Genomic DNA, 26,864 nt, shown 5'->3' with positions numbered 1-26,864 from the left:
GGGGAAGGGCTGCCGCGCATTTCGGGCAATGTGCTGACCGGCGGTGCCGGACTGCCGCAGCTTCATGGCCGGATCGAGCGCCACGGCGATGGCACGGCCGGTGCGCGTTTCACGATGGCCGAATACGTCGCCGGGGATACCCGCCTGTCGCTCCCGTCGCTGGTCCTGGCGCAGACGCGCGGTGGCGAGTTGGGCTTTTCTGGCCGGGCGGAACTGTCCGGCGCGGTGCCGGACGGCCGGATTGACCGGCTGGTGGTGCCGCTTGACGGCAACTGGTCGGCGCGGCGCGGGCTCTCGGCCTGGCGCAGTTGCACACCGCTCTCGTTCCGCAGCGTCAAGCTCGCCAACCTCACACTCGATCCCCGCCAGCTCACGCTTTGCCCCGGTGCCGACGGCGCGATCCTGCGTAGCGATGAGCGGGGCACCCGGATCGCGGCACTGGCCCGCTCGCTCAGCCTGGCGGGGCGGATCAAGGACACGCCGCTGCGGCTTGCCAGCGGCCCGGTCGCGATCAACTGGCCCGGCAAGCTCTCGGCCAGCACCGTCGCGGTCGAGGTAGGTTCGGTGCAGTATCCGACGACGGTCAAGCTGGCCCAGTTGACCGGCCTTTTGGGCAAGGAGATCAGCGGCACATTTACCGGGGCCGAGGTCAAACTCAGCGCCGTGCCGCTCGACGTGCTGGACGGTACGGGGCAATGGCGTTTCGCCGACAGCGATCTGTGGGTAAGCGGGGCTGCCTTCAGGCTTGAGGATCGCTCCGTCGATGACCGATTCCGCCCGCTGATCTCGCACGATGCCGAATTGCACCTGCATGGTAGCGATTTTACCGCCGAAGCCATGCTCCGCGAACCGAGGAGCGACCGCGAGGTGGTAAAGGCGGACATCACGCATGATATGGATGACGGCAAGGGTCACGCGATCCTGACCGTTCCCGGGCTGGTGTTCGACAATGCGATGCAGCCCGATACGCTGACAGCGCTCGCCCTGGGCGTAATCGCTAATGCCAAAGGTACGGTGACCGGGGGCGGGCGGATCGACTGGGATGCCGACAACGTCACCAGCACCGGCACCTTTTCCACCCAGGGCCTGGATTTCGCGGCTGCCTTCGGTCCGACCAAGGGGCTTAGGGGCACGGTCGAGTTTTCCGACCTGCTCGGTCTCGTCACCAAGCGCGATCAGAAGCTGCAGATCGCCTCGATCAACCCCGGGATCGAGGTAGACAATGGCGAAGTCTCATTCCAGCTTGAAGGCAACAATGTGCTGGTCGTGAACGGGGCAAACTGGCCGTTCGTCGACGGGACGCTGGAATTGCTGCCGACGCGGATGGTGCTGGGGGCGTCCGAAGTCCGGCGCTACACCTTGCGGCTGCGCGGTGCCAATGCGGCCAAGTTCGTCCAGCAGCTGGAACTTGGCAACGTGTCCGCCGAGGGGATTTTCGATGGCGACATCCCGATCGTGTTCGACGAGAATGGCGGCCATATCGTTGCAGGGATGCTCGTCTCGCGCGCGCCCGGCGGCAATGTCTCCTATGTTGGCGAACTGACCTACAAGGACCTGTCGCCGATGGCGAACTTCGCCTTCCAGTCGCTGCGCTCGCTCGACTACAAGCGCATGGAGATCGGACTCGACGGCAACCTCGATGGCGAGATCTTCACGCGGATGCGTTTCGATGGCGTCACGCAAGGGGTGGGCGCGAAGCAGAATATCGCGACCCGGGCGATCAAGGGCCTGCCGATCCAGTTCAACGTGAACATCCGCGCGCCGTTCCAGCGGCTGGTGACGTCGTTCAAGTCGACCTACGATCCCAGCTACGTTCAGGATCCGCGCACCCTGGGGCTGGTCCCGACCAGCGGTTCCACGCCGCAAAAGCCGGCCACTCCGGCGCCGGGCGGGCCGCAACCGGGCCAGCCCGCCACGCCGCCTCCAGCGCCCGGATTAACAAACGACCCCAAGAACATTCAGCCTCCAGTCAGTAGGAACAGGCCATGAAGAGCCACGAATTGACCAACCGCAGCGTGACTGCGACAATCCCCGCCATGCAGGGACGCGCAGAAAACGATCGGAAGGGAAGCCGCAGCCCGGTTTGGGCCGTGGGGATGTTGGTAAGCGGCGCGCTGGCGCTCGGCGGGTGCATTTCAGTCAATGCGCCGGACAAGCCGATCGTGATCGAGCTCAATATCAACATCAAGCAGGAAGTCGTCTATCGGCTCGCGGCGGATGCCGGGAACACGATCGAAGAACATGGCGACATCTTTTGAGGTTTGGAGATTTGACGATGTTTGTGCCTACCGACCGCTTTGCTCACCGCCCGCTGGCCCTGGTGGCCGGGGCCGCTGCGCTGGCCGCGCTGGCGCTGGCCGCACCGGCTTCGGCGCAGGATCGCGATCCGGCCTATGCCGCTGCGCGCGCTTCGGGCGCTGTCGGGGAAAAGACCGACGGCTATCTTGGCTATCCCACCACGCCGAGCCCGGAAGTGAAGAAGATGGCCGAGGATCTCAACATCAAGCGCCGCGCGATCTATGCCGACAAGGCCGCGGCCAAGGGCGTGACGATCGAGGACTATGCCTTCACCGCGGCCTGCGTGGCGATCGCCCGCACAACGCCGGGGGAAAAGTACCAGGCTCCGGACGGCAGCTGGCAGACCCGCACGAGCGCGCCGCCGCTGCGCGACAACCGCTGCCCGCCCGCATAAATCCACGGCATTTTCCGGGGCATTTTCTGGTAATTCCGGGCCTCCCCGCGCGAGCCGCGCCGGGAGGCCTTTTTGCGCCTGCGAATTGCGCGTGTCCTAACGGTTGACTCAGGTGTCCGGACTGCTAAGGGGGCGGCGCCTTGGGCGGGTAGCCGTTGCCCGTGCCCTGCATTGTTATAGGTGCTGGCATGAATGACGAGCCTCCTGCACGAGAACCCATCGGCGATGATGCGCGGATCGACGCGCTCGAAGCGCGGCTCAGGGCCGCACGCGAGCGGGAAGAGGAGCGCAACAAGCCAGTCGGGGGCGCGGAAGCCGATGCGAACTATCGCATGGGGAACCGGGTTCTCGCGGAACTGCTGGGGGGAATCGGTGGCGGTGCGTTCGTGGGCTGGGTAATCGACCAGTTTGCCAAGACATCGCCCTGGGGTCTGATCGTGGTGATGTTCCTCGGAATCATCGTCGCATTCAGGAGCATCATCCGGATGGCATCGCAAAAGCCCGCTGAGGGTGGCGATGCCGGCAAGACGAATTGAAGAGGCAGGACGCGTGGCAGCCGAACAGGCCAAAGTCGATCCGATGCACCAGTTCTCGATCGAGCCGCTTTTCGGCACCGATCACTGGTCGATCGCAGGCTACAATATCGCCTTCACCAACTCTGCGCTGTGGATGGCACTGACCACCCTGGCGCTGCTGGTGTTTGTCGCGGGCGGGATGAAGCGCCAGATGGTGCCGACCCGCTGGCAGATGGCGGTGGAAAGTTTCACCGGCTTCATCGACAACCTGCTGGCCGCCAACATCGGCCCCGCCGGCAAGAAGTATGTGCCCTACATCTTCTCGCTGTTCATGTTCATCCTGTTCGCCAACATGCTCGGCCTCGTGCCGCTCGGCCTGTTCGGCGTGCATCCGTTTACCGCCACCAGCCACTTCACGGTGACCGGCGTGCTCGCGATCCTGTCGTTCTCGATCGTGCTGATCGTTGGTTTCGCCCGTCATGGCCTGCACTTCTTCTCGCTGTTCGTGCCGCACGGCACGCCGCTGTGGCTGATGTGGCTGATCCCGGTGATCGAACTGGTTTCGTTCCTCGTCCGTCCGTTCAGCCTCGGGCTGCGACTGTTCGTGGCGATGATGGCCGGCCACGTGCTGCTGGAAGTGCTCTCGAGCTTCGTGATCGACAGCGCCAACGCCGGCGCCGGCTGGGGCCTTGGCATCGGCCTGCCCAGCTTCGTGCTGATGGTCGCGATCTCGGCGCTCGAGCTGCTCGTCGCCGGCATCCAGGCGTACGTTTTCGCGCTGTTGACCTCGCTTTATCTCAACGACGCCGAGAACCTGCACTAAGCACAAGTTTTCATACTGAGTTTTGTACCCAACAACCCGAATTTTCGAGAAAAGGAGTTTTGACATGGAACCTGCAAGCGCAAAGCTGATCGGCGCTGGTCTCGCTGCTATCGGTGCCGGCATGGCCGCCATCGGCGTTGGTAACGTCTTCGGTTCGTTCCTTGAAAGCGCGCTGCGCAACCCTGGCGCCGCTGACGGCCAGCAGGGCCGCCTGTTCATCGGCTTCGCCGCCGCCGAACTTCTGGGCCTGCTCTCGTTCGTCGTCGCGATGATCCTGATCTTCGTCGCCTGACGCAACCAGACTGACTGACCGACCGGTTTCGCCTTTGTCCCATCCGGGGCAGGGCGGGCCGGGCAGACCCCGGACGTTCCGATGCCTCAAATCGCGCAGCTCGCCGATACCTATGCCAGCCAGATCTTCTGGTTGCTGGTGTTCTTCGGCTTCATCTTCTTCGTTATCGGCCGGGGCATGGTGCCCAAGGTCATGGCGACGGTCGAAGCCCGTGACAAGCAGATCGCCGATGACCTGGCTGCTGCCGAAGCCGCTCGCAAGGCGGCCGACGAGCAGGAAGAGGCCTGGCGCGTCCAGTCCGCGCAGCAGCGCGGGCAGGCCCAGGCGCTGATCGCCAAGGCCAAGGCGGATGCCGCCAAGGCCAGCGAGGCCAGCCTTGCCAAGGCCAACGCCAAGATCGACGAACGTCTGAGCGAAGCCGAAGCCAAGATCGCGCAGGCCCGCGCCGGTGCGCTGGCCGAAATCGAAACCGTTGCCAGCGATGCCGCCAGCGATATCGCTCTGCGCCTTGCCGGCCTTACGGTAGATGCCAATGCGGCCCGCGCCGCGGTGAAGGAGGTGCTCAATGGCTGATCTTTCGCTGATCGCACTGCTTTCCGAAGCGGCTGAGGCGGCCGGCCATGGTGCCGAGCATGCCGAACCGATGGCGTTCGGCTTCGTCACGCCCGGTATGTGGGTGGCGTTGTCGATGGCCACGCTGATCGCCATCCTGATCTGGAAGAAGGTGCCCTCGCTCGTGACCTCGGGTCTCGATGCCAGCATCGCCCATATCAAGCAGCAGCTTGACGAAGCCAAGGCGCTGCGCGCCGAAGCCGAAGCGCTGCGCAAGGAATATGCCGACAAGATCGCTGGCGCCGAAAAGGACGCTGCCGAAATGCTTGAGCATGCGGCCCGCGAAGCCGAGGCGATTGTTGCCAAGGCTGCCGAAGACACCAAGGCCGTGATCGCCCGCCGCGAGAAGATGGCCTCGGACAAGATCGAAGCTGCCGAACGCGGCGCGGTTGCCGAACTGCGCGCCAAGGCTGCCGAAGCGGCGACGAGCGCAGCGCGCGGCCTGATCGCCGGCGCTCACACTGCCAAGGCGGACAAGGCGCTGGTCGATGAAGCGATCGGCGGCCTCTGAGGGCCATCACGAGTTGGAGAGGGGAAAGGGCGGCCAACGAGCCGCCCTTTTTCGTTTTGGGCTTTGCGGTTACCTGTGTTGGAAGTGTTGGAAGGTGTTTGGAGAGACGAGCATGAGATTTGGCCTGGTAATGTTACCACTTGCCATCGTTGGTGCTGCTTCCGCGCAGGCTGTCTCATCGGCGCCCATCGAATTGTGGAACGGGTTCACGACTGCGAGCACAAAGGAGGAATTGAAGGCGTTCAAGGCATCGAAGCCCAAGCGCAAGGTAGAAATCTATCCCGGTTGCATAGCCGAGATGGGGTATCGCCAAGAAAATGGGCGACTTGTAACGATTATCTTTATGGGACTTGATCGCGAAGCGAACTGCTTTGAACGCATGTATGCCGATTTGAAGCGCGACCGCGGTACGCCGGAAACTGATAGTACAACCTTTGGGAGCGTGATCGGCTTCGGCAGCAATGGGAGTTCTGTAGACTTCACCTCGGTCGGCACGGTCTTAATCTGGCGAGAAGGTGAGAAGAAAATCAAACTGATCCGCACGCCAAGCTCTGGTTATAACCTGATCTTCACGGTCCGCGCCGACAAATACCTTTACTGAAAAGGCGGGCCTAGCTGCCCGGCACCAGCACGATCTTGCCGACGATCCCGCGTCCGCCCATCGCGTCGAAGGCTTCACGCCAGCGGCTGAGGGGCAGGGTGCGGTCGATGTGGGGGTGGAGCTTGCCGGACGAGGCGAGGGCGTCGACCGCTGCGCTGATCACGCGGCCGCGCTCGGGGAAGCGGCGGGCATATTCACCTGCGCGTACGCCGACCACCGAGAAGCCCTTGATCAGCGGGATGTTGACCGAGATTTCGGGAATGCGTCCGCCTGCAAAACCTACCACCAGCAGCTTGCCGCCAAACGCGACGCAGCGGGTGCTTTCGTCGAAGATGTCGCCACCCACCGGATCGCAGACGAGGTCGCAAAGCTTCCCGTCGGTGATCTCGGCCACTTGTTCCCGAAAGCGCCCTTCGGCCAGGAGGACGGCATCGGGATGGCAGGAAGCCTTCAGGGCCTCCAGCTTGGATGCGCTGCCACTGGCGGCGATGACTTTGGCGCCGAGTGCCTTGGCAAGGTCCGCCGCCGCGAGGCCCACGCCGCCCGTCGCGCCGTGAACCAGCACCCATTGGCCGGGCTGGATCCCGCCCAGTTCGACAAGCGCGGTATAGGCTGTGCCATAGGCTGCCCCCAGCGCGGCGGCTGTGCTGCAATCGAGCCCTTGGGGAACCTTGCGCAGGGATCGCGCCTCAACCGCGGCATATTCGGCGAAGGCGCCGGTTTTCTGCCCGCCCATCACCAGGTCGCCGGGAATAAAGCCGCTGGCCGGATCGGCCTCCAAAACCTCTCCAGAGAATTCCAGGCCGGAGATGAAGGGGACGGGCGGTTTGAACTGGTACTCGCCCTTGGTCATCAGCAGGTCAGGGAAGTTGAGCGAGGCGGCCTTGATGCGGACCAGCACCTGCCCCGGTCCGCAAGTCGGCATGGGTAGGTCAGCGAGATGGACACCGGACAGGTCGGGCGAAAGCGATTCAACGAGCAGGGCTTGCATGCGCTTAGAACGTGTCCTTGGCAGCGCGCAGGGCGGCAAAGGTGGCAACGGCATCGCCCGGATGGCCCCAGCGAGCTTGCAATTCCGGATTATCCGCGCGGAGGAACGGATTGGTCTTGAGTTCGCGCAGGAGCTTGCTGGGCACCGTCGGCTGCCCGGCATCGCGGCGGTGGCGGATTTCTTCGGCGTAGGTCTGCAACTCCGCGTTATCGGGATCGGCGTGGAGCGCAAAGCGGGCGTTGGAAGCAGTATATTCGTGCGCGCAGTAAAGCATGGTGGCAGGTGGCAGGGCCTTCAGCCGGGTGAGACTGGTCCAGAATTGGGGCGCGGTGCCTTCGAACATCCGTCCGCAGCCCAGCGCGAAGAGCGCATCGCCGACGAAGGCCATTTCGGCATCGGGCAGGTGATAGGCCACGTGGCCGTTGGTATGACCACCCACGCCAATCACGGCGGCGTCCCATTCGCCCAGCCAGACGGTTTCGCCGTGTTTCACGATCCGGTCGACCGCGGGGATGCGTTCCGCGTCGATCTCGGGGGCCAGCACGGTGCAGCCGGTCGCCGCCTTGATTGCCTCGTTCCCGCCAGCATGGTCCGGGTGCCAGTGGGTGTTCCAGATCTGGGTGATCTGCCACTCGCGCTCCTGCGCAGCGTGGAGGTAGGCGGCGGCATCGGGGGTGTCGATGCAGGCGGTTTCGCCGCTGTCGGGATCGTGCAGCAGATAACCGTAATTATCCGACAGGCAGGGGAACTGGTGGATTTCAAGCATGGGACTCTCCTGCGGGCACCATACCCGCATTCGCGCAAAGCAAAAGCCCGCCCGGATCGCTCCGGACGGGCCTTTGACTGGCTGGCCTTGCGGCAGCGAACGAAGGATCAGTCCTTCTTCGCCTTCAGCGCGGCGCCAAGGATGTCGCCCAGCGAAGCGCCGGCATCCGACGAACCGTACTGTTCCACGGCTTCCTTTTCCTCGGCGAGCTGGCGGGCCTTGACCGAGAAGTTCGGCTTCTTCGAACGGTCGAAGCCGATGACCATCGCGTCGAGCTTCTGGCCAACCTGGAAGCGGTCGGGACGCTGTTCGTCGCGGTCGCGGCCAAGGTCCGAACGCTTGATGAAGCCGGTCGCGCCATCGTCGCCAGCCTGAACTTCGAGGCCGCCGTCGCGCACTTCGAGCACGGTCACGGTGACGACTTCGTTCTTGCGCAGCGAGCTGCCCGAAGCGGCAACGCCAGCAGCCGGAGCGCCCTTTTCGAGCTGCTTCATGCCGAGGCTGATGCGTTCCTTTTCGACGTCGACGTCGAGCACGACGGCCGAAACCTGCTCACCCTTGCGGTGCAGGGCCAGCGCATCTTCGCCCGAGATGCCCCAGGCGATGTCCGACATGTGGACCATGCCGTCCACGTCGCCATCGAGGCCGATGAACAGGCCGAATTCGGTCGCGTTCTTGACCTCGCCTTCGACGGTCGAGCCAACCGGGTGCTTTTCGGCGAAAGCTTCCCAGGGGTTCTGCTGAGCCTGCTTGAGGCCGAGGCTGATGCGGCGCTTGTCCGAATCGACTTCCAGCACCAGCACGTCGACTTCCTGCGAGGTCGAAACGATCTTGCCGGGGTGAACGTTCTTCTTGGTCCAGGACATTTCCGAAACGTGGACCAGGCCTTCGATGCCCGGTTCCAGCTCCACGAAGGCGCCGTATTCGGTGATGTTGGTGACGGTGCCGTGCAGCTTCGCGCCAACCGGGTACTTGGCGGCGACGCCTTCCCACGGATCCGATTCCAGCTGCTTCATGCCGAGGCTGATGCGCTGGGTGTCCTGGTTGATGCGGATGATCTGGACCTTCACGGTGTCGCCGATGGCGATCACTTCGTTCGGGTGGTTCACGCGCTTGTAGCTCATGTCGGTGACGTGGAGCAGGCCGTCGATACCGCCCAGGTCAACGAACGCACCGTAGTCGGTGATGTTCTTGACGACGCCGTCGATGATCTGGCCTTCGGCGAGGTTCTGGATCAGGCCCGAGCGCTGTTCGGCGCGGGTTTCTTCCAGCACCGCGCGGCGCGAGACGACGATGTTGCCACGGCGACGGTCCATCTTGAGGATCTGGAACGGCTGCGGCACGTCCATCAGCGGCTGCACGTCGCGCACCGGGCGGATATCGACCTGCGAGCCGGGAAGGAAGGCAACGGCGCCGTCGAGGTCGACGGTGAAGCCGCCCTTGACGCGGCCGAAGATCACGCCTTCGACGCGCTTGCCTTCGCCAAATTCGTTTTCAAGCTTGTCCCAGGCGGCTTCGCGGCGGGCGCGGTCGCGGCTGAGCATCGCTTCGCCGTCGGCGTTTTCGACGCGGTCGACATAGACTTCGACTTCATCGCCGACCTTCAGCCCGTGGGGCTGGCCAGCCATGGCGAATTCCTTGAGCGCGACGCGGCCTTCGCTCTTGAGACCGACGTCGATGACGGCCTTGTCGTTTTCGATTGCGGTGATCGTGCCCTTGACGACACGGCCTTCGAATCCGCCGTCGGCAGCGCCGCCCAGCGATTCGTCCAGCAGCGCGGCAAATTCATCGCGCGTGGGGTTGGTAGCCATTGTATGGTTCCTTCAACATTTTTCCCGGCCTGGCGGTTGGGTCCGCCGGTCTTTTCTCCGCCTCCGCACCATTGCGGAACGCGGGCCAAAAGGGCCGAACTGCCACGGCGGCCGAATGCCAATCGCGGCGCCCGAAAGAGCCAAGGCTCCCGCGGACCGGCGGCCCTTATGCGCGGGGGGCGCCAAAAGCAAGGAAAATGGGGCGAAACCCGCAGATTTCGGGCTTAAATCTCGGGATGATAGTCCGCTCGTTTGAGCGTCACCATATAGGCCGCCAGATCGTCCACCTTCGCGGCGTCGATTTTAAAGGTCATCTGGCCCGGATAATTGTGTGAATCGCGCAGAAAGGTGCCGAGCGTTTCTGCAGTAAGTCCGGTCGTGTTGACTACGGCCTCGAACGGAGGGCTTTCCGGATTGGGCGAGGTATCGCCCCTGCCGATGCCGTGACAGATCGCGCAGTGCGTCTTGGCGAAGGCCTGCCCGCGCTTTTGCTGCGCCGTCAGGTGTTTCGGTCCGGGCGCGGTGGCACAGGCGGCGAGGGTGACGGCAAGAGCGGCAAGGAAGACGGGCTTGATCATGGTTTGCAGCCTTAACACCCAAAGCCCGACCGGCTCAACGCCCGGTGCGCGCTGCGACGATCGCGATCGCAGTCGCGATCGCCTCGTCCCGCCCAAGATCGGAGGTATCAAGCAGCACGGCATCGCTCGCCGCGATCAGCGGTGCCTGGGCCCGAGTGCGGTCACGCAGGTCGCGCGCTTCGAGGTCGGCGGCGATTTCAGCGAGGGAGACGCTGCGCCCGGCGGCCTGCATTTCCTTGAGGCGGCGTTCGGCGCGGGCGGGAACGCTGGCGACGACGAACAACTTGGCCTCGGCCTCTGGCGCGATCACCGTGCCGATATCGCGCCCGTCAAGCACCGCGCCGCCAGGCTGGGTGGCGAAGGCGCGCTGACGCTCGTAAAGCGCCTGGCGCACGGCGGGGTGGACCGAAACCCGGCTGGCAAGGCCGCCTGTGGCTTCGCTGCGCAGTTCGGGATCGGCGAGCAGACTGTCCTGAAAGGCGCAGGCGGTGAGCGCATCGGCGCTGTCGTCCGGGTTGCCGCCGCTTAACGCCACTTGCCGCCCCACCGCACGGTAGAGCAGCCCGGTATCGAGATGCGGCAGGCCGAAATGGGCGGCCAGCGCCTTGGCGATGGTGCCTTTGCCCGATGCGGTAGGGCCATCGACCGCGATGATCATGGCTTGACGCGCCGCGCCCGCCACGCCTTCGCCAGCCCCCAGATGGCGATCGCGGCCCAGAAGAACTCCAGCACGAAGGACGCCAGGTTCATGTTGACGAGCAGCGACACGGTCAGGAACGCGGCTCCTGCCAGGTTGACGCCGTGCTGGACGAAGGGGTTGGGCGTCTTGGCATAGGTGGCATAGCCGTAGGCGAAGACGATGCAGGCCGTGCCGATAAAACCGATGGCATTGGCCTCGGCGTGGCCCAGATGGACAAGCATGGTCATCCTTTCAGACCGTCCAGCAGTGCTTCGAACTGCGGGAAGCTGGTGGCGATGGGGCGGGTATCGTCCACTTCCACGCCGCCGCGGCTGGCAAGGCCGGCCACCGCCATCGACATGGCGATGCGGTGATCGAGGTGCGTGGCAACCGGCTGGTTGTTCGCGCCGGGCAGCGGATCGCCCCCGGTCCCTTCGATCGTCAGCCCGTCCTCGGTTTCGGTAACCCGCGCACCGGCGGCTGACAGCGCGGCGGCCATCACGGAAATACGGTCCGATTCTTTCACCCGCAATTCGTCGAGGCCGGTCGTTACAGTGGTTCCTTCGGCCAGCGCGGCAGCGACAAACAGCGCGGGGAACTCGTCGATCATGCTCGGCGCGATGGCGGGGTCGACGGCAATGCCCTTGAGCGCGGAATGGCGCACCAGCAGGTCGGCCACCGGCTCGCCGCCGACTTCGCGGGGGTTTACCTCGGTAATGTTGCCGCCCATCTGGCGCAGCACTTCGACGATCCCGGCGCGGGTCGGGTTGAGGCCGACGTTCTGGATCGTCAGTTCGCTGCCCGGCACGATCAACGCGGCGACGATGAAGAAGGCGGCGGACGAGGGATCGCCCGGTACCTCGATCACCTGCGGCTTCAGTTCCGCTTCGCCACGAATCCGGATCACACGCGCGCCATCGGAATCGATCTCGACGCTGAGTTCCGCGCCGAAGCCGCGCAGCATCCGCTCGCTGTGATCGCGGGTGGGGACGGGCTCGATCACCGTGGTCACGCCCGGCGTGTTCAGCCCCGCCAGCAGGATCGCGCTCTTCACCTGGGCCGAGGCAACCGGCAGGCGGTATTCGATCGGCACGGCCGGCGATGCACCGCGCAGCATCAAGGGCAGGGTGCCACCCGGACTGGCGGTAAACTCGGCGCCCATGCGGCTGAGCGGCTCGATCGCGCGGCCCATCGGACGCTTCGACAGGCTGGCATCGCCGATGAAGCTGGCGGTGATCGGGTGGCTGGCGACCAGACCCATGAGGAGACGCGTCGAAGTGCCCGAATTGCCCATGTCGAGCGCGGCCTCCGGCTGGAGCAGCGCGCCCACGCCAACGCCGTGAATGATCCACTCGGCACCACCCCGATCATCCTGAGCTTGTCGCAGGACGCTGGCCCCCATTGCCCGCATCGCGGCGGCGGTGGAGAGCACGTCTTCGCCTTCGAGCAGGCCGGTTACGCGGGTTTCGCCCACCGCCAGTGCGCCCAGCATGATCGAGCGGTGGCTGATCGACTTGTCACCGGGAACGCGGATCGTGCCCTTGAGCGGCCCTACGGGCATGAAGCGGCGGGGGCGCATCTGGGTGGGGTCGGCGCTGGACAATTGGCGGGCTTTCGGCTGGATGCGGGTAAGAAATGCGCGCGGCTTTTGACAGCGGGCGCGCGCTATGGCAAGGCGCGCGCCGCGCTGGAGCAGACGATGGCGCTCTCCAATACGTATTGAAGGTTTTAGCCTGCGGTTTTTTGACGGCGGGCAGCATCGAGGAATTGACATGGTCAAGGCTGAATGGGGCACCAAGCACGGTTGCCCGAAGTGCGGCACCCGCTTTTACGATCTGGGCAAGGATAACCCGGTCACCTGCATCGAATGCGGCTATGCCTGGCACCCGGAACCGGTGCTCAAGTCGAAGCAGCCGATTCCCTATGAAGAACTTCAGAAGGAAAAGGTCGAGGTTGGCGAGGACGTCGATCTGGCAGCGGAAGATCTCGACATCGATGAAGATGGCGATTCGCCGGACAACGACGTCGATCTGGGCGGCGATGACGACCTTGGCGTCGGGATCGACGGCGACGGCGACGCTGACGACGTTTGATGTAAATTACCCTCTTGCCAAGCTGAAAGGCCGCCACTAGAGGGGCGGCCTCCAAGCCGAAGGGTATAACACCGGTGGCAAGGGGTTGGTGGCCCTCCCAGGGGACGCCGCGATGAATGGAATGGGGCCTTAGCTCAGCTGGGAGAGCGCCTGCATGGCATGCAGGAGGTCAGCGGTTCGATCCCGCTAGGCTCCACCATTCCTCGAGTGCAGAGTTTTGAGCGGCAAGCTGGTCGGCGAGGTTTCGCCCACCGGCTTTTTTCGCGTTTCGGCCGGTTTTCGGCCACAATGGAGTGAGCGAACGGATGTTCGATACCCTTTCAGATCGCCTCGGCAGCGTCTTCGACAAGCTGCGCGGACGCGGCGCGCTGAAGGAACAGGACGTCCGCGATGCGATGCGCGAAGTGCGAATCGCCCTGCTGGAAGCCGACGTCGCGCTTCCGGTGGTCCGCCGCTTCATCGACGAGGTTACCGAAAAGGCCGTTGGCCACGCGGTGCTGAAGTCGGTCACGCCGGGCCAGCAGGTCGTCAAGGTCGTCAACGACGCGCTGGTCGAGATGCTGGGCGGAACGGAAGTTCCGGGCCTCGATCTGGCCGCCACCCCACCGGTCGTGATCATGATGGTCGGTCTGCAGGGTTCGGGTAAGACCACCACGACTGCAAAGCTGGCCAAACTGCTCAAGGAAAAGCAGGGCAAGAAGGTGCTGATGGCGTCGCTCGACGTCAATCGCCCGGCCGCGCAGGAACAATTGAAGGTGCTGGGCGAGCAGGTCTCGGTTGCTACCCTGCCGATCATCGCCGGGCAGCAGCCGGTCGAGATCGCCACCCGCGCGCTGCAATCGGCCAAGCTGCAGGCAGTTGACGTGCTGCTGCTGGACACCGCGGGCCGTCTCCACGTCGACCAGCAGCTGATGGACGAGATGAAGGCGGTTGCCGCCATCTCGGTGCCGAAGGAAACCCTGCTGGTCGTCGATTCGCTGACCGGTCAGGACGCGGTCAACGTTGCGCAGAGTTTTGCGGGCCAGGTTGACCTGACCGGCGTGGTGCTGACCCGCATGGACGGCGATGCGCGCGGCGGTGCGGCGCTGTCGATGCGCGCGGTCACCGGCAAGCCGATCAAGTTTGCCGGTACGGGCGAAAAGCTCGACGCGATTGAGGTGTTCCAGCCTTCCCGCGTTGCCAGCCGCATCCTCGGCATGGGTGACATCGTCTCGATCGTCGAAAAGGCGGCGCAGGCGATCGAGCAGGAAGAAGCCGAGCGCATGGCCGAGCGCATGGCCAAGGGTCAGTTCGACATGAACGACCTGCGCACCCAGCTGAAGCAGATGCAGAACATGGGCGGTCTCGGCGCGCTGGCGGGCATGATGCCGGGCATGAAGAAGGCCAAGCAGGCCATGCAGCAGAGCGGCATGGACGACCGGGTGCTGCTGCGGATGGATGCGATCATCGGTTCGATGACCCCCAAGGAACGCGCACGGCCCGACCTGCTCAATGCCAAACGCAAGATCCGCATTGCCAACGGTTCCGGCACCCAGGTGCAGGACGTGAACAAGCTTCTCAAGATGCACCAGGAAATGGAGCGCGCGATGAAGCAGATCAAGAAGATGGGCGGCCTGGGCGGCCTCGCCAAGCTGTTCGGCAAGGGCGGTCTGGGCGCGGCGATGCCGGGGCTGGGGCAGCAGCCAGGGGCAGGCAGCTTGCCCGGTCTGGGTTCAGCGCCCGATCTTACGAATTTTCTGAAGAAATAAACCTAATTATCTGAATTATATCGAAAGGTAGATCAAATGTCTGTTTCCATGCGTCTGTCGCGCGGCGGTTCCAAGAAGCGCCCCTATTACAAGATCGTCGTTTCCAACAGCCGCGCTCCGCGCGACGGCAAGTACCTGGAGCAGGTGGGCACCTACAACCCGCTGCTGGCCAAGGACGATGAAAACCGCGTCCGTCTGGTCGAAGATCGCGTGCGTTACTGGATCGGCGTTGGCGCCCAGCCGACCGACCGCGTTGCCCGTATGCTCGACAAGGCCGGGATCAAGGAACGCGTCGCCACCGTGAACCCGAGCAAGGGCGAACCGGGCAAGAAGGCCAAGGAACGCGCCGAGGAAAAGGCTGAAAAGGCCGCTGCCGCGATCGAAGCCGCCAAGGAAGCCGAAGAAGCAGCTGCCGCCGCTGCTGCGGCTCCGGCCGAAGAAGCTGCTGCTGAAGAAGCTCCGGCTGCTGAAGCCGCCGGCGAAGAAGCGGCTGAAGGCTAAGCCTTGGCCCAGGATCGCCCCGTCACGCTGGCCGCCGTTACCGGTGCGCATGGGGTGACGGGCGAGGTCCGCCTCAAGCTGTTTGGTGAAGGCGTGGTGGCGTTAAAGCGCTACCGCGCCTTCAACGATTCCGCCCTCACGCTCACCAAGCTGCGCGATGACGGCAAGGGCGGGGCGATTGCCCGCTTCGCCGAAGTGACCGATCGTAACGCTGCTGAAAAGCTGCGCGGCACGGCGCTGACTGTCCCGCGCTCGGCGCTTCCCGCGCTGACCGATGGCGAATATTACCACGCCGACCTGATCGGTCTGCCCGCCGTCTCGACCGATGGCGAAGACCTGGGCCACTGCATCGCGGTCGACAATTACGGTGCGGGCGACGTGCTGGAAATCAAGCGCCCCAATGGCAAGCGCTTCATGGTGCCGATGCGCGCCGAGGCCGTGCCGGAGTGGGATGGCGAGCGTCTGCTGATCACCGCGGCTTACGCGGCGGATTGACCAGCTTTTCCAGTTCCTTCGCGAACCTCTTCAATTCGAAATTCTGCGGATCGTCATGAGCGTCGGGAATCCCGGCGTCGACGGTCGAATGAAACGCGGGGATCAGCCAATGCCCGGCCCGCGCGCTGGCATAGACATAGAGCGCGGCCAGCATCCGGTATTGCGGATCGGAAAAGCCGGGTTTCGGCCCGTAGGTATGCTCGCGGTCGCTGTAGCCCTTCATGAACCGGCGCGGCTGCACGGTTTCGATATGGACGAAGCGCCCGCGCGCGGCGGGGCCAATCACCCGGCTTTCCAGCTTGGTGGCGCGCCAGGGTTCGGCAAAGTCGTGCCCGGCCCAGATCTGCCCTTCGCGGTTGAGAAAGATGTGCGCGACCGGCGCATCGCCAAAGGTCTTGTCCATATAGGACGCAAAACTGTTGACGCGCGGATCGCGGTCGAGGTGCTTGGGGAACGGATCGTTGCCAAAGAACGGCTCGCTGGTGTCGTGGATCACGAAATAGAGCACCGGCAGACCCGCCGCCGTCTGCGAGGCGGGATCGCGCAGGTGTTCGATGGCATAAGCGCGGTAGGGTTCGGGCATTGCGGTTATCGCGGCTGCGGTCATCGCGGGGCTGGGGGCGCCGCCGCTTTCCAGCAGTTGGGCGATGATCGGCGGCAAGGGCTGGTCCGTCTTGACTCCAAGCGGCCCAACCTTGCGCAGCAGGCAGGTCGCCTGTTCGACCGGCGTGCCCGCAAAGGTCAGCGTATCGCGGTCGAAGCGGCATTCGCCGATGATCTCGGCCGAAGCCGGGGCGGCGAGGGCGAGAAGGGCGAGGGGAAGGTATTGGCGCATGGCCATAATGTCGCCTCCTCACGGCGCTTGGACAAGAGAGCATTTGCGATGGCGCCGCTAATCTGGGAAAGGCGCTGGCCATGACCTTTGCCGCCACCGTCCTGACGCTCTATCCGGAAATGTTTCCCGGACCCCTTGGGATGTCGCTGGCCGGCCGCGCGCGCGACGAGGGCAAGTGGAGCCTTGACACCGTCCAGATTCGCGATTTCGCGATCGACAAGCACAAGACCGTCGACGACACACCCGCAGGCGGCGGGGCCGGGATGGTGCTGCGGGTCGATGTCCTGGCGAGCGCGATCGACCATGCGCGCAGCCTGCATCCCGATTGCCCGGTGATCGCGATGACCCCGCGCGGAAAACCGCTGTCGCAGGCCCGCGTGCGCGAACTGGCAGCAGGGCCGGGGGTGACCGTGCTGTGCGGCCGGTTCGAGGGTTTTGACGAGCGGATTTTCGAAGGCCGCGGGGTCGAGGAAGTGTCGGTTGGCGATATCGTGCTGTCGGGCGGCGAACCGGCGGCGTTGATGCTGTTAGATGCTTGCATTCGGCTGCTTCCCGGCGTAATGGGCGCGGCTTCTAGTGGGACCGAGGAATCCTTTGAACAGGGATTGCTTGAATATCCGCACTATACCCGGCCCCAGGAATGGGAAGGGCGCACGATCCCTGAAGTGCTGCGATCGGGGGATCATGCGAAGATCGCGGCCTGGCGAAAGTCACGGTCCGAGGTCGATACACGGTTACGCAGGCCGGATCTTTGGGAGCGTCATGAGGATGCTCGGGTCCAGTCTGCCTCTGGCGCGCGGCATGAAACGAAGGACCAGGGCAAATGAACCTGATTCAGCAGATCGAGGCCGAGGAAATCGCCAAGGCCGCGAAGGATATCCCGGAATTCCGTCCCGGCGACACCGTGCGCGTTGGCGTGCGCGTCGTTGAAGGTGAACGCACCCGCGTTCAGGCCTACGAAGGCGTGTGCATCGCGCGTTCGAACAAGGGCATCGGCAGCAACTTCACCGTGCGCAAGATGAGCTTTGGCGAAGGCGTGGAACGCGTGTTCCCGATCTACTCGCCGAACATCGAATCGATCACCGTGGTTCGCCGCGGCGTCGTGCGTCGTGCGAAGCTCTATTACCTGCGCGGCCGCACCGGCAAGCGCGCTCGCATCGCCGAGCGCCGTGACGTGCGCAGCGAAGGTTAAGCCTTCTGGCGCTACGCAGCATAAAATGCGTACAAGGGCGTCCCGGCACTGTCGGGGCGCCCTTTTGCTATTTGGGACTATAAATTGACCTGCATTCCTGATGCCTCACCGGACACGCTGCGGTGAGCGAAGCTGCCGCTCTCGATTTCGCGCGCGTCTTTGCCAGCCCCAGTCTTGCCGGACCAGTCCCGCGCGGGGTCAAGCTTTCGCCAGACGGGCGGTATCTGACCGTGTTGCGCGCCCGCGCCGAAGACCGCGAACGCTATGACCTGTGGGGCTTTGAGCGGACAAGCGGCGAATGGTCCATGCTGGTTGACAGCCTCAAGCTTACTTCGGGCAGGGAACTTTCCGAAGCAGAGAAGATGCAACGCGAGCGTCAGCGGATCGGTGACCTGAAGGGCATCGTCAGCTATGAATGGACGGCCGACGGCACCGCGATCCTTGTCCCGCTCGATGGCGACCTGTTTCTTGCGCGCCTGGACGGCAGCGTTACGCCTCTGACGACGAGCAGCGCGGATGCGCTCAACCCCGCGCTCAGCCCCAAGGGCGGCTATCTTTCGTTCGTGCGCGAACAGCGGCTGTGGATCGGCAAGGTGGGTGGCGAGGCCCAGCCGATCAGTCCGGCGGAAGCTGCCGACACCGTCCATTGGGGTGAGGCCGAGTTCGTCGCGCAGGAAGAAATGGCGCGCTTCACCGGCTATTGGTGGGCGCCGGATGACAGCTGGATCGCGGTGCAGCGCTTCGACGATGCGCCGGTCGGGATCGTCACCCGCGCCGCGATCGGAGCAGAAGGAACACGCACGTTCGAGCAGCGCTATCCCGTCGCCGGTTCGGACAATGCGCTGGTCTCGCTGTTCGTGATGCGGCCCGACGGATCGGCGCGGGTCGAGGTCGACCTAGGGCCGGACTGTGACATTTACCTTGCCCGCGTCGACTGGGCGCCAGATGGCGAGACGCTCTATGTCCAGCGCCAGAATCGCGCCCAGACCCGGCTGGAGATGCTGCGGGTCGATCCCGCCACAGGCGCGGCGGAGCTGTGGTTTGCCGAAGAGGCCGCGCCGAAAAGCTGGATCAACCTGTCGGACAACTACCGTTTCCTTGCCGATGGTAGCCTGATCTGGTGGTCGGAGCGCGATGGCTTTGGCCACCTCTATCATTTCAAGAACGACGATTGGCGGCAGCTGACCAAGGGCGAGTGGGTGGTCGGCAAGCTGGTTGGCGTCGATGAACAGAACGGCCGCGTCTATTTTCTCGGCACGCGCGATGATCCGCTGGCGATGCAGCTCTACGCGTTCGATCTGGCGCATCCAGACCGGATGGAGACGCTGGGCGAGCCGGGCTGGGATCACGCCGCCAGCATGGACAAGCGCGGGCAGACGCTGCTGATCAGCCGCTCGTCGCCGACCCAGCCGTCGCAAGTCTATCTCGCCGATACCAGCGGCAAGCGGCTCGCGTGGGTGGAGGAAAACAAGCTGGACGATGCGCATCCCTATGCGCCGTTCTGCGGGCATCACCGCGCGCCCCGCTTTGGCACCATCACGGCCGATGACGGCACCGTGCTGCACTGGAAGATGATCCTGCCCGACATGGAGCCGGGCAAGCGCTATCCGGTGTTCTTCCAGCACTATGGCGGCCCCCACGCGCAGACGGTGACGCGGGCCTGGGCGGGCACGCTGGAACAGGCCATCGCGGCGCGCGGTTACATCTTCTTCGAACTCGACAATCGCGGCAGCGCCAATCGCGGCGTCGCCTTCGAAAGCCCGATCTGGCGCGCGATGGGCGCGCCCGAAGTGGCCGACCAGAAGGCGGGGGCCCTCTATCTCAAGTCGCTGCCCTTCGTGGACGGCGGCAAGATCGCCACCTACGGCTGGTCCTATGGCGGTTACATGACGCTCAAGATGCTGGAGGCCGATCCGGGGCTCTATGCGGCGGGCATATCCGGCGCGCCGGTGACCAAGTGGGAACTTTACGACACCCATTACACCGAACGCTACATGGGCGATCCGCGCGAAGTACCCGAAGCCTATGCCAAGGCGAACGCGCTGGACGACGCGGGCAAGATCGCCGATCCATTTCTGCTGATCCACGGCATGGCTGACGACAACGTGGTGTTCGAAAATTCCTCGGCCCTGATCGCGAAGTTGCAAGGCGAGGCGGTGCCGTTCGAAATGATGCTCTATCCCGGCTATACGCACCGCGTCGGCGGCCCGAAGGTGGGCGTCCACCTGTGGGAGACGATCTTCGCGTTCCTCTCCCGCCACGGGGTGACGCCGCCGCAGTGAGGCGCTAGGGCCACGGCAACAGTTTACGGAGCAAGACGATGGGTTACCGGGTAGTGGTTGTCGGCGCGACGGGGAACGTCGGGCGCGAGATGCTCAATGTCCTCGCCGAACGGGAGTTTCCTTGCGACGAAGTGGCGGCGGTGGCCTCGTCTCGCTCGACCGGCGACGAGATCGAGTTTGGCGAGACCGGCAAGATGCTCAAGGTCAAGAACATTGAGCATTTCGACTTTGCCGGCTGGGACATCGCGCTGTTTTCGGCTGGGTCCGAGGTTGCCAAGGTCTATGCTCCCAAGGCAGCGGCAGCGGGCTGCGTGGCGATCGACAATTCGAGCTTCTACCGCATGGACCCGGACGTGCCGCTGATCGTGCCCGAGGTGAACCCCGAGGCGATCGACGGCTACAAGCGCAAGATGATTATCGCCAACCCCAACTGCTCGACCGCCCAGATGGTGGTTGCGCTGAAGCCGCTGCACGACGCAGCGAAGATCAAGCGCATCGTTGTCTCAACCTACCAGTCGGTTTCCGGCGCGGGCAAGGACGGGATGGACGAGCTGTTCGAACAGAGCCGCGCGATCTTCGTCGGCGATCCGATCGAGCCGCGCAAGTTCACCCGCCAGATTGCGTTCAACGTGATCCCGCACATCGACAGCTTCCTGGACGACGGTTCGACCAAGGAAGAATGGAAGATGGTCGTCGAAACCAAGAAGATCCTCGACCCCAAGGTCAAGGTTAACGCCACCTGCGTTCGGGTGCCGGTGTTCGTCGGGCACTCCGAATCGATCAACCTCGAATTCGAGGACGAGATTTCGGCCGAACAGGCCCAGGAAATCCTGCGCGAGGCCCCCGGCGTGATGCTGATCGACAAGCGCGAGGACGGCGGATACGTGACGCCAATCGAATGCGTCGGCGATGGCGCGACGTTCGTTTCCCGGGTGCGTGAGGACCCGACGGTGGACAACGGCCTGTCGCTGTGGTGCGTTTCCGACAACCTGCGCAAGGGCGCGGCGCTCAACGCGGTGCAGATTGCCGAACTGCTCGGGCGGCGCCACCTCAAGAAGGGCTGATCTGCCCCGTATTGAGTGGGGTTAGTGCGGCAGGTCCACTGCGGCGTCCTTGTCCCCGGGTGTTCGGCGCAGGTCGGGTTTGCGCATCATCGCAACCAGCGGGATCGCTGCAAAGCTGAGCCACATCATCAGGTAGAAGTTGTCGATATAGGCGATCATGGCCGCCTGCCTGTTGACGAGGCCATCGACCACACGCAAGGCCGCTTCGCCGACGACCTGGAAGCGATCGATCGTGGTGAAATCGATCAGGTCGGTGAATGACGCATTGATGTGCGAACCCAGATCGCTGTGGCTGATCTGTAGGTTCCGCGCGAACAAGGCTGTCACCACCGAAATGCCGATCGACGAGCCGATCGAACGGGAGAGGTTGAGCAAGCTCGAACCATCGGTGCGTAGCGCCGGCGACAAGGTGGCAAAGGCGCTCGCGTTGAGCGGGATGAACACCAGGCCCATGCCGATGCCCTGAATAAAGCCCGAAGTGGCGACATGGGCATAGTCGACGTCGAGCGACCAGTTCGCCATTTCCCACAGCGAGATTCCGGCGATGGCGAAGCCCGAGGCGACCAGGATGCGGGGATCAAACCCGCGCCTGATCACGAAGCCCGAGAGCTGCATGGTGAGCAGGGTGCCAACGCCGCGCGGCATCAGCGTTTCGCCGGTGTCGATCACTCCGAAGCCGAACAGCTGCTGCAGCATCGGCGGCAGCAGCGCCATTGTTGCGAACATCACCACCCCGATCACGACCATGAAGACCAGCGCGACGATGAAATTGGGATCGGCGAACAAGTGGCGGTTGAACAAGGGGTCTTTAGCCGTCGCGAGGTGGATCACGGCCATCCACGCGCAGGAAATCCCGACCAATGTATAGATCCAGGCTTCGGCGGAATCATACCAGTCGATGTGGTTGCCGCGGTCGAGCAGCAGCTGGATCGAGGTGAGGGCCAGAGCGACCAGCGTGAACCCGGTCAGATCGAACCGTCGCTGCACGATCGGGCGGGTGGGGAGTTCGGCCAGCATGATTGCCAGCGACAGGATGCCCAGCGGCACGTTGACATAGAATACCGAGCGCCAGTTCCAGTTTTCGGTCAGCCAGCCGCCCAGGATCGGACCCAGAATCGGACCGATCATGATCCCCATGCCCCACAGCGCCATCATCTGGGGCTGGCGCGAGGGCTTGTTGGTATCGATCATGGCCGCTTGGCTGAGCGGTGAGATGAATGCGCCGGTAGCGCCTTGCAAGGCCCGGAAAATCACCATTTCCGTGATGTTCTGGGCCATGCCGCAGAGCATCGAGGAGATCACGAAGCCCGCGACCGAGAAGATGAACAGACGACGCGAGCCGACCCGGTCAGCCAGCCATCCAGTGATTGGCATGGCGACGGCCATGGCGACGATATAGCTGGTCAGCACCCAGCTGATTTCATCTGCGGTAGCGCCGAGCTGCGAGCGCATGTGCGGGATCGCGACGTTGGCGATCGTGGTGTCTAGAACCTGCAGCAGCGATGCGGTCATGATCCCGACGGTCAGCATAATCGGGTTTTCGACCGGCAATAACGCCACGTCGGCCTGCGGCATGGGTGGGGGCGATGGCGGAGCGGAGCGGCCGCCGCGGCCCGGAATGGCGCTGCTCGCCATGGCTTCAGGGCTCCTAGTGCTTCCGGCCGTCGGTAAAGACCTTCACCTTGGTTGAAAGACCGGCGATCAGCGGGCGCGGGCAGGGCTCGTCGAGCACGATCCGCACGGGGACGCGCTGGGTTACCTTGACCCAGTTGCCCGTGGCATTCTGGGCGGGCAGCACCGAAAATTCGCTACCCGTGCCGGCCCCGATCGACGCGACATGGCCGCGCAGGACAACCCCCGGATAGGCGTCGAAGCGGACTTCGGCGGGCTGGCCCACGCGCATGTCGGCCAGTTCCGTTTCCTTGAAGTTCGCCTCGATATAGGCGCTCTTGTCGGCCACCAGCGTCACGACCGGAAGGCCGGTGACCATTTCCTGGCCGATCATCAGGCGGTCCGCCTGGCTGACCGTGCCGGAAACGGGCGCGCGCACTTCGGTGCGGCGCAGGTTCATTTCGACGGTCGAGCGCTGGGCCCGCGCGGCGGCAACCTGCGGATAGACCCCGGGGACCTGCGCGCCGGTAGCCAGCTTTGCCTCGGCTTCGCGGCTCTTTGCCACGGCGATGGAAAGCTGGTCTTCGGCCTGGGCAACCTGGTGCTGGGCGGCATCGTATGAAGCCTTGGTGGTGAAGCCGCGTTTCCACAGGGCCTCTTGCCGGGCCAGGTTGGTCTTGGCGTAGGCGATGTTCTCTTGGGCCGCGGCGACATCGGCCCCCGACATCGCGCTGGCATTGGCGAGCGCGGTCTGGCTGGCCTGCGCGGTCGCGATCGCCGCGTCAGCCTGCGCAAGCTGGAGCTGATAGGGTTCGGGATCAATGCGGAACAGCAGGTCGCCCGCCTTGACGTACTGGTTCTCCTTGACGAACACTTGCACGATCTTGCCCGAAACTTCCGCGCTGACCGAAACCTTGTCGAGGTGGACATAGGCATTGTCGGTTGAAACCTGGCCCTGCAGGCTCTGCCAATAGACCAGCGCGCCGATCAGCAGCGCCAGCGGCAGCGACAACATCAGCGCGAGGCGCCCCCCGCGGCGGCGCGGCGCGGGCACTTCGGGGGCATCCGTTGAAACGGCAATCTGGGGATCGGCTTCAGCCATCGATCGATACCTTGTTGTCGCGGCGGGCACCCAGGTTGACACCGATCGCCGTCAATATTCGTGCAAATTCATCGCGCTCGTCCGGGCTGATCCCGGCGAGCATTTCTTCCAGCAACTGGTCAATGCATTCGCGCATTTCGGGGATCTTGTTCCGGCTGCTCTCGGTCAGAAACAGTTGCCAGGCGCGCCGGTCGGCGGGGGAACGGCGTCGCTCGATCATGCCGGATTCCTCGAGCCGGTCGACCATGCGGCACAGCGTGATCGGTTCCACGTCCAGTTCCTCGGCGTAAAAGCCCTGGTTCTCCCCCTCGTTCCGGGTGAGGTAGAAGAGCAGACGCGCCTGCGGCCCAGTCACGCCAAGCGCCCGCACACGCTCATCAAAAGCGCGGCGCAAGAGGCGCGAACGGTCGCCAAGCAGATAACCGATGTTCTCCATGTGTAAGGGCGCATATAATAAGCGTGCTTATGATGTCAATGCCGCAGTGCAGCATTTTCCGTCGGACATGACAGGTCGCCGAGGCACCGCTATTGAAAGGCGATGAGCAAGACCATGACCGGCGGCTGCCAGTGCGGCCGTATCCGCTACGGCGTCGAAATTCAAAATAGCGATGCCTACCTGTGTCATTGCCGGATGTGCCAGAAGGCGACCGGCGGGTTTGCTGCGGCCTTCGTTGAAGTTCCGGCCGGCAAGATTGCCTGGACCGTAGAGCCGGACTGGTATCAAAGCTCGCCGGTCGCGCGCCGACCGTTTTGCAGCGCCTGCGGAACGCCGCTGGGATTTGCGTGGATCGACGGCACTGGCGGGCAGGACCTGACTCTGGGCAGCTTCGACGACCCTTCCTGGTTCAAGCCGGTTGCCCACGCCGGATGCGAGTCCCTGCACGAGGCTTGGCTCGACACGCGCGACCTGCCCCGGCACTACAGCGCGACTACGACCAGCGTCGCGGAGCGCTGGAAGGCAAAGGGACTGGAGGTTCCGGAATGAATTTGCGCCATGAATTCTTCCCCGGTTTTGGCGGTACGCAGCTTGCGCTGCATCGGCTCGGGGAAGGGCGTCCGCTCGTGATGCTGCACGGCCTGTTCTCCAGCGCCGAGATGAACTGGATCAAGTGGGGCCACGCCGAACGGCTCGCCGCGGCCGGGTTCGAGTGCCTGATGGCTGACCTGCGCGCGCATGGGCAGAGCGCGGCTCCGCACGATCCGGCCGCCTATCCCGACGATGTCCTGGCGCTGGACGCGATCGCGCTGGTCGAGCATCTCGGCCTGACCGACTATGACCTGTGCGGCTTCTCGCTTGGCGCGCGCACTTCGGTGCGCGGGGTGATTGCGGGCCTCGCGCCGCGCCGGTTAGTGCTGGGCGGCATGGGGCTGGAGGGGCTGGCAGGCTGGACCGGTCGGGGGGCCTTCTTCATCGATGCGATCGACCGGTTTGACAGCGTCAAACATGGCGACCCCGCCTTTCCGGCGGTTTCCTTCATGAAAACCATGAAGGTTGACCGGGTTGCGGCAAGGCTGCTGCTGCAGACCTTCTCGGATACGCCGCCCGAACAGCTCGCCAGGCTGACCATGCCGACGTTGATCGTCAACGGCGATACGGACCGTGACAATGGCGATCCCGCCGCCTTGACTGCGGTGCTGCCTAACGCGGTCCAGGCAATCATTCCCGGAACCCATATGAGCTGCGTGACCAAGCCCGATCTGAGCCTGGCGATCGTCGACTTTCTTACCGGAACGGCGGCTCGTTGAAGGCGCGCAGCTTGCGGCTGTGGAGCCTGGCCCCTTCGGCACGCAGCAGATCGATCGTGGTGGTGCCGATCAGCAGGTGCGCGGCGATTGCCTCCTCGTAGAAGCGGTTGGCCTGGCCGGGCAGCTTGATTTCGCCGTGCAGCGGCTTGTCGGAAACGCATAGCAGCGTGCCGTAGGGAACCCGGAAGCGATAGCCCTGCGCCGCGATGGTGGCGCTTTCCATGTCGATCCCGATTGCCCGGCTAAGGCTCAGGCGGCGGGCCGACTGAGTGTAGCGCAGCTCCCAGTTGCGGTCGTCGGTCGTGGCGACGGTGCCGGTGCGCATCCGCTTCTTGAGGTTCGCGCCAATATCCCCGCTGACCATTTCGGCCGCGCGGGCGAGCGCAATCTGGACTTCGGCGATCGCCGGAATGGGGATCTCCGGCGGCAGGACCGGATCGAGCACCCGGTCATCGCGCAGATAGGCGTGGGCCAGCACATAGTCGCCGATCCGCTGCGTATCGCGCAGGCCGCCACAATGGCCGATCATCAGCCAGGCTTCCGGGCGTAGCACGGCCAGGTGATCGCAGATCGTCTTGGCGTTGGCCGGGCCGACCCCGATGTTGACCAGCGTGATTCCCATCCGATCCTCGCGGATCAGGTGATAGGCCGGCATCTGGTGGCGCCGCCAGGCCGTGTCGGACAGGCGCGCGCGGGCGTTCCCGGTCGGCTCGTCGAGCAGCAGGCCGCCCGCGCCCGAGAGCGCGACGTAGCCGTTGGTGCCGAGTTGCATCGCCGCCCAATCGACGAATTCGTCGACATAGCGGTGGTAGTTTGTGAACAGCACGAAGCGCTGGACGTGTTCGGGCGCAGTGCCGGTGTAATGCGCGAGGCGCGCCAGGCTGAAATCGGTGCGCAGGCCATCGAACAGGGCGAGCGGGATCGCCTCGTCCATTCCGTCGACCGCTATGCCATCGGCCAGTTCGTCGCCGATCATCGCCAGTTCGGTTGACGGGAAATGGCGGGCAAGGTCAGCCGGGCGGATCGCGCCAAGATCGGCACTGGCGTCGATCACATAGGGGAAGGGAATTTCCTGTTCAGAGCGGGCGACTTCGACTTCGATTGTGTAATCGTCGGCCAGCAAGTCGAGCTGCTCGGTCAGGTAGTCGGCGAACAACGCCGGCCGCGTGATCGTGGTGCTGAAGGTGCCGGGATGGGCCAGGCGGCCAAAGGCACGGGCCAGGTCCGGGCGGGTTTCTTCGCCGGAGTAGTGGACGCGCAGTTCCGGATAGCACCAGGCGCGGGTTTCGCGGCGTTCAGCGGGGGGGAGGGTGCCGTCTGCTGC

The 26,864-nt window shown here is 64.3% G+C and carries 31 protein-coding genes and 1 tRNA gene; 20 read left to right on the top strand and 12 right to left on the bottom strand.

Annotation, left to right across the window (positions count from 1 at the left end; all coding sequences use genetic code 11):
- The 9 genes from ACE3SN_RS08755 to ACE3SN_RS08715 form a co-directional block, all read left to right on the top strand.
- The coding region (locus ACE3SN_RS08755; protein WP_374529307.1) for a YdbH domain-containing protein at nt 1–1,989 on the top strand (1,989 nt) is incomplete at its 5' end.
- Between the two features lie 11 nt (nt 1,990–2,000).
- Nucleotides 2,001–2,258: a YnbE family lipoprotein gene (locus ACE3SN_RS08750; RefSeq protein ID WP_374529305.1), complete on the top strand. Its 258-nt coding sequence runs from the start codon at nt 2,001–2,003 to the stop codon at nt 2,256–2,258.
- Between the two features lie 17 nt (nt 2,259–2,275).
- Nucleotides 2,276–2,692 carry a YdbL family protein gene (locus ACE3SN_RS08745; protein ID WP_374529303.1) on the top strand — a complete coding sequence of 139 codons (417 nt, stop codon included), beginning with the start codon at nt 2,276–2,278 and terminating at the stop codon, nt 2,690–2,692.
- Nucleotides 2,693–2,880: 188 nt separating this feature from the next.
- Nucleotides 2,881–3,228 (top strand): AtpZ/AtpI family protein, encoded by a 348-nt coding sequence (locus ACE3SN_RS08740; RefSeq protein WP_374529301.1) that lies wholly within the window; start codon nt 2,881–2,883, stop codon nt 3,226–3,228.
- Nucleotides 3,209–4,030, top strand: a complete 822-nt coding sequence (locus ACE3SN_RS08735; protein ID WP_374529299.1) for a F0F1 ATP synthase subunit A — start codon at nt 3,209–3,211, stop codon at nt 4,028–4,030. The genes ACE3SN_RS08740 and ACE3SN_RS08735 overlap by 20 nt, the downstream gene beginning before the upstream one ends.
- Nucleotides 4,031–4,094: 64 nt before the next feature.
- Nucleotides 4,095–4,322: a F0F1 ATP synthase subunit C gene (locus ACE3SN_RS08730; protein WP_054122335.1), complete on the top strand. Its 228-nt coding sequence runs from the start codon at nt 4,095–4,097 to the stop codon at nt 4,320–4,322.
- Between the two features lie 81 nt (nt 4,323–4,403).
- Nucleotides 4,404–4,895, top strand: a complete 492-nt coding sequence (locus ACE3SN_RS08725) for an ATPase (protein WP_374529296.1) — start codon at nt 4,404–4,406, stop codon at nt 4,893–4,895.
- Nucleotides 4,888–5,445, top strand: coding sequence for a hypothetical protein (locus ACE3SN_RS08720; RefSeq protein ID WP_374529295.1), 558 nt, complete (start codon nt 4,888–4,890; stop codon nt 5,443–5,445). The genes ACE3SN_RS08725 and ACE3SN_RS08720 overlap by 8 nt, the downstream gene beginning before the upstream one ends.
- 112 nt (nt 5,446–5,557) lie before the next feature.
- Nucleotides 5,558–6,046 carry a hypothetical protein gene (locus ACE3SN_RS08715; protein ID WP_374529293.1) on the top strand — a complete coding sequence of 163 codons (489 nt, stop codon included), beginning with the start codon at nt 5,558–5,560 and terminating at the stop codon, nt 6,044–6,046.
- A 10-nt stretch (nt 6,047–6,056) separates the two neighbouring features.
- Here ACE3SN_RS08715 and ACE3SN_RS08710 read toward each other — a convergent pair whose 3' ends face one another.
- The 7 genes from ACE3SN_RS08710 to aroA form a co-directional block, all read right to left on the bottom strand.
- A complete protein-coding gene (locus ACE3SN_RS08710; RefSeq protein WP_374529291.1) occupies nt 6,057–7,037 on the bottom strand; it encodes an NADPH:quinone oxidoreductase family protein in 981 nt (326 codons plus the stop codon).
- Nucleotides 7,038–7,041: 4 nt separating this feature from the next.
- Complete coding sequence (gene gloB, locus ACE3SN_RS08705) at nt 7,042–7,803, bottom strand: hydroxyacylglutathione hydrolase (RefSeq protein ID WP_374529289.1); 762 nt, start codon at nt 7,801–7,803, stop codon at nt 7,042–7,044.
- A 107-nt stretch (nt 7,804–7,910) separates the two neighbouring features.
- Nucleotides 7,911–9,614 (bottom strand): 30S ribosomal protein S1, encoded by a 1,704-nt coding sequence (rpsA, locus tag ACE3SN_RS08700; RefSeq protein ID WP_374529287.1) that lies wholly within the window; start codon nt 9,612–9,614, stop codon nt 7,911–7,913.
- A gap of 224 nt (nt 9,615–9,838) precedes the next feature.
- Complete coding sequence (locus ACE3SN_RS08695; RefSeq protein ID WP_374529285.1) at nt 9,839–10,192, bottom strand: cytochrome c; 354 nt, start codon at nt 10,190–10,192, stop codon at nt 9,839–9,841.
- Between the two features lie 34 nt (nt 10,193–10,226).
- Nucleotides 10,227–10,850 (bottom strand): d(CMP) kinase, encoded by a 624-nt coding sequence (locus ACE3SN_RS08690; RefSeq protein ID WP_374529283.1) that lies wholly within the window; start codon nt 10,848–10,850, stop codon nt 10,227–10,229.
- A complete protein-coding gene (locus tag ACE3SN_RS08685; RefSeq protein WP_374529281.1) occupies nt 10,847–11,119 on the bottom strand; it encodes a permease in 273 nt (90 codons plus the stop codon). The genes ACE3SN_RS08690 and ACE3SN_RS08685 overlap by 4 nt, the downstream gene beginning before the upstream one ends.
- Nucleotides 11,116–12,450: a 3-phosphoshikimate 1-carboxyvinyltransferase gene (gene aroA / locus ACE3SN_RS08680; protein WP_374529308.1), complete on the bottom strand. Its 1,335-nt coding sequence runs from the start codon at nt 12,448–12,450 to the stop codon at nt 11,116–11,118. The genes ACE3SN_RS08685 and aroA overlap by 4 nt, the downstream gene beginning before the upstream one ends.
- A gap of 193 nt (nt 12,451–12,643) precedes the next feature.
- Here aroA and ACE3SN_RS08675 point away from each other — a divergent pair, with 193 nt between their 5' ends.
- The 5 genes from ACE3SN_RS08675 (at nt 12,644) to rimM (ending at nt 15,708) form a co-directional block, all read left to right on the top strand.
- Nucleotides 12,644–12,964 (top strand): TIGR02300 family protein, encoded by a 321-nt coding sequence (locus ACE3SN_RS08675; RefSeq protein ID WP_374529279.1) that lies wholly within the window; start codon nt 12,644–12,646, stop codon nt 12,962–12,964.
- A 123-nt stretch (nt 12,965–13,087) separates the two neighbouring features.
- A tRNA-Ala gene (locus tag ACE3SN_RS08670) sits at nt 13,088–13,163 on the top strand.
- Nucleotides 13,164–13,269: 106 nt separating this feature from the next.
- Nucleotides 13,270–14,712: a signal recognition particle protein gene (gene ffh, locus ACE3SN_RS08665; RefSeq protein WP_374529278.1), complete on the top strand. Its 1,443-nt coding sequence runs from the start codon at nt 13,270–13,272 to the stop codon at nt 14,710–14,712.
- 36 nt (nt 14,713–14,748) lie between these two features.
- Nucleotides 14,749–15,213 (top strand): 30S ribosomal protein S16, encoded by a 465-nt coding sequence (gene rpsP, locus ACE3SN_RS08660; protein ID WP_374529276.1) that lies wholly within the window; start codon nt 14,749–14,751, stop codon nt 15,211–15,213.
- A gap of 3 nt (nt 15,214–15,216) precedes the next feature.
- Complete coding sequence (rimM, locus tag ACE3SN_RS08655) at nt 15,217–15,708, top strand: ribosome maturation factor RimM (protein WP_374529274.1); 492 nt, start codon at nt 15,217–15,219, stop codon at nt 15,706–15,708.
- Here the strand turns inward: rimM and ACE3SN_RS08650 are convergent.
- Complete coding sequence (locus tag ACE3SN_RS08650) at nt 15,683–16,549, bottom strand: hypothetical protein (protein WP_374529272.1); 867 nt, start codon at nt 16,547–16,549, stop codon at nt 15,683–15,685. The genes rimM and ACE3SN_RS08650 overlap by 26 nt on opposite strands.
- A gap of 74 nt (nt 16,550–16,623) precedes the next feature.
- Between ACE3SN_RS08650 and trmD the strand changes: the two genes are divergently transcribed.
- From trmD to ACE3SN_RS08630, 4 genes are all read left to right on the top strand, one after another.
- Nucleotides 16,624–17,370, top strand: coding sequence for a tRNA (guanosine(37)-N1)-methyltransferase TrmD (gene trmD, locus ACE3SN_RS08645; RefSeq protein WP_374529270.1), 747 nt, complete (start codon nt 16,624–16,626; stop codon nt 17,368–17,370).
- On the top strand, nt 17,367–17,735 hold the full coding sequence (gene rplS, locus ACE3SN_RS08640; RefSeq protein WP_374529268.1) for a 50S ribosomal protein L19: 369 nt from the start codon (nt 17,367–17,369) through the stop codon (nt 17,733–17,735). The genes trmD and rplS overlap by 4 nt, the downstream gene beginning before the upstream one ends.
- 122 nt (nt 17,736–17,857) lie before the next feature.
- Complete coding sequence (locus tag ACE3SN_RS08635) at nt 17,858–20,017, top strand: DPP IV N-terminal domain-containing protein (RefSeq protein ID WP_374529266.1); 2,160 nt, start codon at nt 17,858–17,860, stop codon at nt 20,015–20,017.
- Nucleotides 20,018–20,055: 38 nt separating this feature from the next.
- Nucleotides 20,056–21,081, top strand: coding sequence for an aspartate-semialdehyde dehydrogenase (locus ACE3SN_RS08630; protein ID WP_374529264.1), 1,026 nt, complete (start codon nt 20,056–20,058; stop codon nt 21,079–21,081).
- Nucleotides 21,082–21,102: 21 nt separating this feature from the next.
- Here ACE3SN_RS08630 and ACE3SN_RS08625 read toward each other — a convergent pair whose 3' ends face one another.
- Genes ACE3SN_RS08625 through ACE3SN_RS08615 form a run of 3 tightly spaced genes read right to left on the bottom strand, consistent with a single transcriptional unit; the run spans nt 21,103 to nt 24,230 of the window.
- Nucleotides 21,103–22,716, bottom strand: coding sequence for an MDR family MFS transporter (locus ACE3SN_RS08625; protein WP_374529262.1), 1,614 nt, complete (start codon nt 22,714–22,716; stop codon nt 21,103–21,105).
- A gap of 13 nt (nt 22,717–22,729) precedes the next feature.
- Complete coding sequence (locus tag ACE3SN_RS08620; RefSeq protein ID WP_374529260.1) at nt 22,730–23,794, bottom strand: HlyD family secretion protein; 1,065 nt, start codon at nt 23,792–23,794, stop codon at nt 22,730–22,732.
- Nucleotides 23,787–24,230, bottom strand: coding sequence for a MarR family winged helix-turn-helix transcriptional regulator (locus tag ACE3SN_RS08615; RefSeq protein ID WP_374529258.1), 444 nt, complete (start codon nt 24,228–24,230; stop codon nt 23,787–23,789). The genes ACE3SN_RS08620 and ACE3SN_RS08615 overlap by 8 nt, the downstream gene beginning before the upstream one ends.
- Before the next feature lie 102 nt (nt 24,231–24,332).
- Between ACE3SN_RS08615 and ACE3SN_RS08610 the strand changes: the two genes are divergently transcribed.
- Nucleotides 24,333–24,779: a GFA family protein gene (locus ACE3SN_RS08610; protein ID WP_374529257.1), complete on the top strand. Its 447-nt coding sequence runs from the start codon at nt 24,333–24,335 to the stop codon at nt 24,777–24,779.
- Nucleotides 24,776–25,540 (top strand): alpha/beta fold hydrolase, encoded by a 765-nt coding sequence (locus ACE3SN_RS08605; RefSeq protein WP_374529255.1) that lies wholly within the window; start codon nt 24,776–24,778, stop codon nt 25,538–25,540. Before ACE3SN_RS08610 ends, ACE3SN_RS08605 begins: the two co-directional genes overlap by 4 nt.
- Here ACE3SN_RS08605 and ACE3SN_RS08600 read toward each other — a convergent pair.
- A partial coding sequence (locus tag ACE3SN_RS08600; protein ID WP_374529254.1) for an AMP nucleosidase occupies nt 25,518–26,864 on the bottom strand: 1,347 nt, incomplete at its 5' end. The genes ACE3SN_RS08605 and ACE3SN_RS08600 overlap by 23 nt on opposite strands.

This window comes from Novosphingobium sp., assembly GCF_041915465.1.
In the GTDB taxonomy this organism is placed as follows: Bacteria; Pseudomonadota; Alphaproteobacteria; order Sphingomonadales; family Sphingomonadaceae; genus Novosphingobium.
The sequence above is the reverse complement of the archived record's forward strand: the minus strand, read 5'-3'. Positions and strand labels throughout refer to the sequence as shown.